We start from the raw sequence: 8,107 nt of genomic DNA on the forward strand, positions 1-8,107 counted from the left end.
CGAACAAGTACTATGGAACGCTGTTAGATGATCACAACATCTCCAACGGAAACACTATCTCCAACGGAAACACTAACCTGACCCAATCCGATAGACTTCCTCGACCAATGTTGCTAAACGCTGCATGGCAATTTCAATTTCTTCTTCAGTAGCGGTAAGGCTGATGCGAATGCACTGTTGCTGGTGAGACCAGTCTTCTCGTAAGCCGGGGAAAAATGTACTCCCAGGCACAACAATCACACCCACCTGCTTCAACTTTTGGTACAGTTCCCAGTCGGTAATTGGCAAATCCTGTAACCACAACCAAGCAAAGATAGCTCCTTCACCCCGATGCAAGAACCAAGGCAAGTCTTTGGGCATAGATTTGTCTAATGTAAGTTCAAGGGTCACAAACTTTTTCTGGTAGTGGGGGCGAATCACATTAGTGGCAATCTCGGGGAGTGCTCCAGATGCGATCGCTTTTGCGGCAATAGCTTGTCCATAGCGGGACGAATGAATACAAAGATTGGTCTGGAAGGATTCCAAAATGCTAATTAGCTTGGGATTTCCAATGGCTACACCAACCCGTTCCCCTGGTAGTCCAGCTTTTGATAAACTCAGACAGTGGATGATATTGTCTCGAAAGACTGGTGTCATTTCGGTAAAGTTCAGTGCTGGAAACGGTGGAGCATAAGCTGCGTCAATCAACACTGGCACATTGAATGGTGTAGCTATTTCGGCAATTTTGATTACTTCTTCATCGGTGATAACATTGCCAGTGGGATTACAGGGACGGGAAACAATTACACAGCCAGTCTCTTGGCTAATCTTTAATTGGCTGAAATCAGGGCGATACTTAAAGCGGTGTTGCTCGTGATTAATTTCCAGAGTAGGTTTGTATGCATATACTGCTTCTGGAGTCAAGCTTACTCCTCCATAGCCAGTGTATTCTGGAGAAAGGGGCAAGACAACTTGTTTGAGTTGGCCGCTGCTGGTGTAGCCACCAAAAACGTTAGCGGCGTAGAAGTAAATGGATTGAGAACCGGGAGTAATCAGGATATGGCGATCGCTTAGGGAAAGACCGTAGCGTTGATTGAAATCCTTTGCGATCGCATCGATCAGAGGCTGGTATCCTTGAGATGACCCATAGCGGCAAATCACCTCACCGTAGTCTGAGCTAGCCAACAGTTGTGCCGTACAATCGCGCCAAAGTTGCTCGACTTCTGGCAAAATCACTGGATTCCCTGCACTGAGATTAATCCAATCTTGTCCCTGACCAGCTCGTAGGGTTTCGATAATATCTTTCATAATCGCTCGGACACCAGTCAGTTTGGACATCTGAGTCCCAATTTGAGTCAGGGTAGGATCCATGGATAGTGATAACCTTTTGGCTTTGAGGATACTTGATCAAGCTTCTCCAATCGAAAATCATACCAAAATGCCGATTCTCGAACCAAACAAATATGCTCTTGCCCTTCACACCACTAGTCCTCAACTGGGGCTGGTGATCAGTAACTTTGCCAAGGATACCCGCTGCCAAACTTGGGACTTAGGGCGAGAGTTGTCTGCCCAATTGCATCAGCACTTGACTGAATTTCTGAATTCCCAAAGTTGGGAAAACTTAGAATTCATTGCGGTAGCTATTGGACCAGGTAGCTTTACGAGTACCCGTATCGGTATAGTTACTGCTCGTACCCTAGCACAACAGTTAGATATTCCCCTGTTTGGCATTTCTACACTGGCAGCGATCGCCTGGTTAGGGGAAGAGGGGAAAGAGGGGGAAGAGGGAGCTATGTATCAAGACAACTCGGGATCAGCAATCAGCAATCAGCAATCAGCAATTAGCACTCAAAACTTATCACTAAGCACTCAGATTGCTATTCAAATGCCTGCCCAACGGGGTCAGCTGTATACCGCCATCTATCAGCCATCAATAGCTGGTTTGGGGCTGAGGAAGATTTTACCAGATGCTGTCATGACTTCAGATCAATGGAAACAAGTTTTGGATACCTTAGAAACACCATTACGATTGCTAGAGGCTCCGGCCAATTTAGGGAGTTATGCTAGGGGTGTCTTGGAACTTGCTTATCTCGATTGGCAACAGGGAAAGCGCCCCAACTGGTCAGAAGTACTGCCGTTTTATGGACAGCATCCAGTTTAAGAATTAAGAATTAAGAATTAAGAATTAAGAATTAAGAATTAAGAAAATTATATTTTTTTGATAATTTATAATTGAATTTATGGAGTATTTTTGAATTTTTTTTGATAATTTATAATTGGATTGATGGGGTATTTTTTGATTTTGAATTGATAATTTATAATTGGAGCGAAGCGATTGACCAAGCAAGAAGAACGTGCGTACTGGCTAGCATGGTCAGAAGTTCCCGGTATCGGATCAGTATTGCTCCAACGGCTACACCAACAGTTTGGAACTCTGGCAGAGGCTTGGAAAGCGTCAGCTTCAGAGTTAGGAGCAGTTGAGGGGTTCGGGGTGCGGCTGATCGAAAGAGTAGTGAAAATGCGTGGGCAAACTAATCCGCAACAGCTACTTGAGCAACACTTGGTCAAAAATCCTTGTTTCTGGACACCAGCGGATGGGGAGTATCCCCGCTTGTTACAAGAAATTCCTAGTCCTCCCGCAACGCTATACTATAGCGGACTAGTTGATCTACAAGAAAATTACGGTAGCAAGCCGATAGTCGGTATTGTGGGTACCCGCAATCCCACCGAATACGGTAAACGTTGGACTCGTAAAATCAGTGCTACCCTTGCTAAGCATGGTTTTACAGTGGTGTCCGGTATGGCAGTGGGAATTGATACACAAGCCCATCGTGGGTGTCTGGAAGCGGGTGGTAGAACCATAGCAGTTTTGGGAACTGGTCTTGATGTGGTATATCCCTTGAGCAATAGTTATCTTTATAAACAAATTCAAGAGCAGGGATTGGTAATCAGCGAGTATCCAGCCAGTACCAAACCCGCACGCTCCAACTTTCCCCAACGGAATCGGATTATTGCTGGTTTAAGCCGTGCAGTTTTAGTGATGGAAGCGCCTAACAAGTCCGGAGCGCTAATTACTGCTAGGCTAGCCAATGAGTTCTGTCGGGATGTCTATGCACTACCAGGTTCCTTAGATAATCCCAATTCTATCGGTTGTTTGGGACTGTTAAATCGAGGTGCCCATGTAATTTTAAGTGAAGGTCACTTGTTGGAAATGCTGGGAGCTATTCCAGAACTTGACCCCCACTCGGCTATAGAAAAACCTTTACCCGTACCGACCTTAGAGCCAGAATTGGCAAAAGTGTTGGATGCGATCGCATTTGAACCAACCCCATTCGATATCATTGTCCAGCAAGCAGCTTTAGAAGCAGGCTCAGTATCCAGTGCCTTGTTACAGTTGGAACTAATGGGATTAGTGTCTCAGTCACCAGGCATGCGATATCGAAAATTGATAGCTCAATGATGAATACAAATAACACTAATTTACGTTCGTTGGCACAAAAGCGCAAATTGGCGATTGGAACGGGAGTGTCCATGGAACCGTTGCGGGAAGATCCTAGTTATCGGGAGGTGTTGATGCGTGAATATAACATGGTGACACCAACTTATATCATGAAGTTTGAGGCGCTACAGCCCCAACGCCATCACTATAATTTTGAAGCTGCTGATAACTTTGTGGCCATTGCGAAAGCCAATCAGATGCAGGTGCGCGGTCATAATCTAGTTTGGCATCATAGTGTGCCTTGGTGGCTAACCCACGGACAATGGACACCGGAAGAGTTAATCCATATCCTGCGACAACATATTCATACTGTTGTTGGTCACTATCGGGGACAATTAGCAGCTTGGGATGTGGTCAATGAAGCGGTAGCAGACCAAGACTCAGCAGGACAAAGGAAACGAGATACAATTTGGTTGCTCGGCATTGGACCAGAATACGTTGAGTTAGCATTTCGCTGGGCTCATGAAGCTGACCCCACAGTTCCGTTGTTTTATAATGACTACGGTGGAGAAGGACTTGGGGCAAAGTCAGATGCAATTTATGCCATGGTCAAAGAATTGCGGCAACGGGATGTCCCAATTCACGGCATTGGCTTTCAGATGCACGTTAGTATTCAAAATCCTCCCAAGCCAGAAGACATAGCAGCAAACATGAAGCGTCTGGGTGAGTTGGGATTGCAGGTTCAGGTTACCGAGATGGACGTAAAAATCCATGATGGTAGCGGCACACAAGAAGAACGGGTGGCTGCTCAGACAAAGGTATATCGAGATATCCTCCAAGTTTGTCTAGAGGCTCCCAATTGTACAGCCTTTTTAACTTGGGAATTTGCAGATCATCATTCCTGGATTCCGGATTTCTTTGGTAAACCAGATTCTCCTCTACCTTTCGATAACTCCTATCGTCCTAAAGCTGCTTATCACGCGATGGTGGAGGTTTTGAAAATTGAGGCTTAAAAAGTCAAAAATAAAAGTAAAAATAGCTTAAATTGTACTTGTTATTTCATAAAAATATTCTATAATTTTGGAGGTAATTAACATGGTATATTTACCTGATACCCTCGAATTAACTATTAATTTAAGTGACGAACAATTTTTTCAGCTTTGTCAAGATAACAGGGATTTAAGATTTGAGCGCACCTCTGAAGGAGATTTAATCATAATGTCACCTACGGGAGGAAATACAGGTAGACGAAATATTAAACTATCGACTCAACTAGAATTGTGGAGCAGTCAAATGAAACTTGGTGTTGCATTTGACTCTAATACAGGATTTCAACTGCCTAATGGAGCAAATCGTTCTCCTGATGCGTCTTGGGTTAAACGAGAGCGTTGGGAAGGGTTAACATCAGAAGAACAGGATAAATTTGTTCCTTTATGTCCTGATTTTGTGATCGAATTGCGTTCTCCCAGTGATTCCCTGAAAATGGTGCAAGCTAAACTCCGAGAATATATGGAAAATGGCGCTAGATTAGGATGGTTAATTGATCCGCAAAATAAGGTTGTGGAAATTTATCGTCCCAATCAAGAGGTAGAAATTATCCAATCTCCGAAAACATTATCAGGAGAAGATGTTTTGCCTGAATTTACGTTAGATTTATCAGAAATTATATGATATATTCTGCTATCCATAGCAGTTACCAACTCAATAGATAACTGCTATAGTTGAATAGGCTAATCATGAGATAGTATCTCTACATCTGTCCAGAAAATTCCTGAAGCATCACTCTCGTTTTCGTATATATCCTGTACGCTCGACCCCAAATAACCACCTACTATCAAGCTATTCAATAACCACAGTAGTAGCGGAAGTGAGCAAATACTAATCAAAAAGATTAGGGATTTTCGGATAGTGTTTATCACTGTGCTAACTCCGGTATAGGAAAAATAATTCCGCTTAACATTAGCCAAGCTATAGCCAAAGTCAGGACAATGTTAAAACTCTGCCCTACCAAATAAAGAATCATGGGTTTACCACCCTGAAGTTGTGTTCCTAAATCCCGAAAGTTCGAGTCTAGACCAATGGACAAAAATGCGATACAAAATAGCCAGCCACGATAGATCTTGGTTTGACTAAGAATGTTTTTAACTGTATCCATCCCCATCAAGGGAATACAAACAAAGGATACTAACAGAGAAGCAGCTATAAAACCTAAGATAAACTTGGGCAAACGTACCCATAATTCCCTCAGTTGTGGTTTAGGAGCATTTGGCTCGCGCTCTATAAAAAACACCCAAAATAAAGCGATCGCAAAAGCTATCACTCCGATCAGCATATTTTGAATCATCTTAACTAAAGCAGCTGCTTGACCAGCAATTTCCCCTACTGTTTCACCAGCAGCGACAACTGCGCCAGTAGAATCAATGGTTCCCCCCAGCCATGCACCACTGACTAATTCATTCATACCTACAGCCTTGACAAACAAGGGCATGATCACCATCATGGCAACAGTAAAAATGAGAGTCATCCCTACAGCTAAAGTCAACTCGTTTTTCTTAGCCTTACAGGCTGCTGCTGCTGCAATAGCGGCTGATACACCACACACTGATGTGGATGTGGCGACTACCATCACCAGTGATTTCTGCTGCATTTTCAGAACCCGAGTACCAAACAGATACATAAATATGATCACAATAGGCGTAACCAGCCAAGCGGACGCTAAACCATAGGGTCCGAATTCGACAATTCGGTTAAAGAGAATTTCTGCACCGAGAATCACTAAGCCAGTCTTGATGTAATATTCAGTACGCACCGCTGGCATCATCCACCTTGGTGTACCAATCGTATTACTGATGATTAGTCCAATCAACAATGCCCAGAAAGCATAGCCGAGGTTAATTGCTTTAGCGGTCTGTGAATTCCCAAGTATATAGGATAAAACTGACAAGAGAAAGATAACCAAAAAGCCTGGTATCATGTTTCTGCCTTCTTTGCCCTTCATTACCAGGTTGCCAAGGGTAAACAGAGCACATAAACCAATGGCGAGCAATGCCAGTTTAGGAAACAATTCCCAGGGGAGTGCCGATAAGAAATCTATCCCTTTCCATTTAGGCATCTTTGGCACAACGGTTATGATGCCACTAAACACCGTCCCCAATAACAGCAGACCAATCCATACAGACCACCAGTCTTCTAATTTGTAGAAGTTAGACCATTTTGTTTGACTCATTAGTAGATTTTATTTTACCCTGGAAGCCACCACCGAAATAATATCAATACATAATACCAATTCATAAAAGTAGCACGCTAAGATGCAGATGGGGAGATGGACATCTCCCCGCGCCGGGGTCTGTTTTTGTAACTATTTCCTATTCCCTGGGCACAGCGCTATAGTTTATTAACGGTGACGATTGCTCCTAGTGGTACTTTCAAAGGCTCTAGACTCGAAATCCCCTAAAAGCGAAGCAGAGCTAGGAAAATACATCGGCGCTACCAAAATGACTGAAACCCAAGGTTCATGTAGGGTGGGCAGTGCACCACAGATCATGAACCTTGCAAAGGGCGTTGGTAGGCACTGCCCAGCCTACGATTAATGACAATGGTGCAAGATCTCGGAAATACGTCGGCGCTACCAAAATGACTGAAACCCACGTGGAGCAGCGACTGCATCAAGAGAAGGAGATACTGCTGATGGACTATTACCTAGCTCTGGATCTACTTTTGAGGCTATTTAGGAGGGTTTATCTTAAAATCCCACTACAAACTGCTGGTCGAACCTGAACATAAATTCAACTCTCAACCCATTAATTCCTTCCCAGGAAATATTCCGAAACACAGGAGCAGCCTCTGCTTTATAAACGTAACATGCGATCGCAATACAAAGAGCAACACTGGTGACTGCAGTATTAACAATTTTGGCCAGTTTTTTTTTCATTTTTAGATTATCTCGACTACATTTGGTTACTACTGACTGTTCAAACAAGAATTAACTTTAATGGCTGATTAGATTGGTAGTTGATCAATTATCTAGCAACGAGAGGTTAGAACTAACAGCGCTAATATAATTCAGGAGCTCCCTCAAACCCCTCAATGAATGTTGATAACTATAGCTTCCTATGCCGTTCCAGGTTTCTGTAAAAACAATCTTGACGTTGATTAGAACGATCTTATCAGGTGTTCCGGACAACGTGCATCAAGTTATTATCAATATAATTAATGGTTTTGTTAAGAGAGCTTTAAGGAAATATGAAACTAGTTTAGGACTTAGGCAAAACTAGTCAAAAAAAACTATAGGTAGTATAACACTACAGGTATATTTGCTGTCTAATTGTAAGCATTCAGCATTCAGCTATCAGCATTCAGCATTCAGCATTCAGCATTCAGCATTCAGCTATCAGCATTCAGCATTCAGCATTCAGCTATCAGCATTCAGCTATCAGCATTCAGCATTCAGCTATCAGCCATAGGCCAACGGCTGACGGCTGACGGCACCTCAAGTAGCGTGGCCAAAGGCCAACGGCTGACGGCTGAATGCTTACGTCTAATTCCTGTAGTTAAGACTAGGGCGTGTTTTCAAAGTTTTCCGCAAGATATTAGATCCCCCCCAGCCCCCCTTATTAAGGGGGGAGCCATACTCAAAGTCCCCCTTTTTTAAGGGGGACCAACGGGGGATCTCGGAGTTTGAAGACACGA

At 43.5% G+C, this 8,107-nt stretch carries 8 protein-coding genes; 5 read left to right on the forward strand and 3 right to left on the reverse strand.

Annotation, left to right across the window (positions count from 1 at the left end):
- Positions 1-72 precede the first annotated feature (72 nt).
- Positions 73-1,350: a valine--pyruvate transaminase gene (locus F6K37_RS08015; RefSeq protein WP_008189048.1), complete on the reverse strand. Its 1,278-nt coding sequence runs from the start codon at positions 1,348-1,350 to the stop codon at positions 73-75.
- Between F6K37_RS08015 and tsaB the strand changes: the two genes are divergently transcribed.
- The 4 genes from tsaB (at position 1,349) to F6K37_RS08035 (ending at position 5,089) form a co-directional block, all read left to right on the forward strand.
- Positions 1,349-2,140: a tRNA (adenosine(37)-N6)-threonylcarbamoyltransferase complex dimerization subunit type 1 TsaB gene (gene tsaB, locus F6K37_RS08020; RefSeq protein ID WP_008189047.1), complete on the forward strand. Its 792-nt coding sequence runs from the start codon at positions 1,349-1,351 to the stop codon at positions 2,138-2,140. The two genes, F6K37_RS08015 and tsaB, sit on opposite strands and share 2 nt — an antisense overlap.
- 174 nt (positions 2,141-2,314) lie before the next feature.
- On the forward strand, positions 2,315-3,439 hold the full coding sequence (dprA, locus tag F6K37_RS08025; protein ID WP_287249387.1) for a DNA-processing protein DprA: 1,125 nt from the start codon (positions 2,315-2,317) through the stop codon (positions 3,437-3,439).
- On the forward strand, positions 3,436-4,431 hold the full coding sequence (locus tag F6K37_RS08030; protein ID WP_287249389.1) for an endo-1,4-beta-xylanase: 996 nt from the start codon (positions 3,436-3,438) through the stop codon (positions 4,429-4,431). Before dprA ends, F6K37_RS08030 begins: the two co-directional genes overlap by 4 nt.
- 82 nt (positions 4,432-4,513) lie before the next feature.
- Positions 4,514-5,089, forward strand: a complete 576-nt coding sequence (locus F6K37_RS08035) for a Uma2 family endonuclease (RefSeq protein WP_071103799.1) — start codon at positions 4,514-4,516, stop codon at positions 5,087-5,089.
- 244 nt (positions 5,090-5,333) lie between these two features.
- Here F6K37_RS08035 and F6K37_RS08040 read toward each other — a convergent pair whose 3' ends face one another.
- Both F6K37_RS08040 and F6K37_RS08045 read right to left on the reverse strand, forming a co-directional pair.
- Positions 5,334-6,644 carry a YeiH family protein gene (locus F6K37_RS08040; RefSeq protein WP_008189037.1) on the reverse strand — a complete coding sequence of 437 codons (1,311 nt, stop codon included), beginning with the start codon at positions 6,642-6,644 and terminating at the stop codon, positions 5,334-5,336.
- 516 nt (positions 6,645-7,160) lie between these two features.
- The gene (locus F6K37_RS08045; protein ID WP_131826974.1) at positions 7,161-7,349 is read right to left on the reverse strand and encodes a hypothetical protein; all 189 of its coding nucleotides are present in this window, start codon (positions 7,347-7,349) and stop codon (positions 7,161-7,163) included.
- 382 nt (positions 7,350-7,731) lie between these two features.
- On the opposite strand from F6K37_RS08045, the gene F6K37_RS08050 reads away from it, so the two are divergent.
- Complete coding sequence (locus tag F6K37_RS08050) at positions 7,732-7,881, forward strand: hypothetical protein (RefSeq protein ID WP_287249393.1); 150 nt, start codon at positions 7,732-7,734, stop codon at positions 7,879-7,881.
- The last annotated feature ends 226 nt before the right edge of the window (positions 7,882-8,107 follow it).

The organism is Moorena sp. SIO4E2 (assembly GCF_010671945.1).
Classification (GTDB): domain Bacteria; phylum Cyanobacteriota; class Cyanobacteriia; order Cyanobacteriales; family Coleofasciculaceae; genus Moorena; species Moorena producens.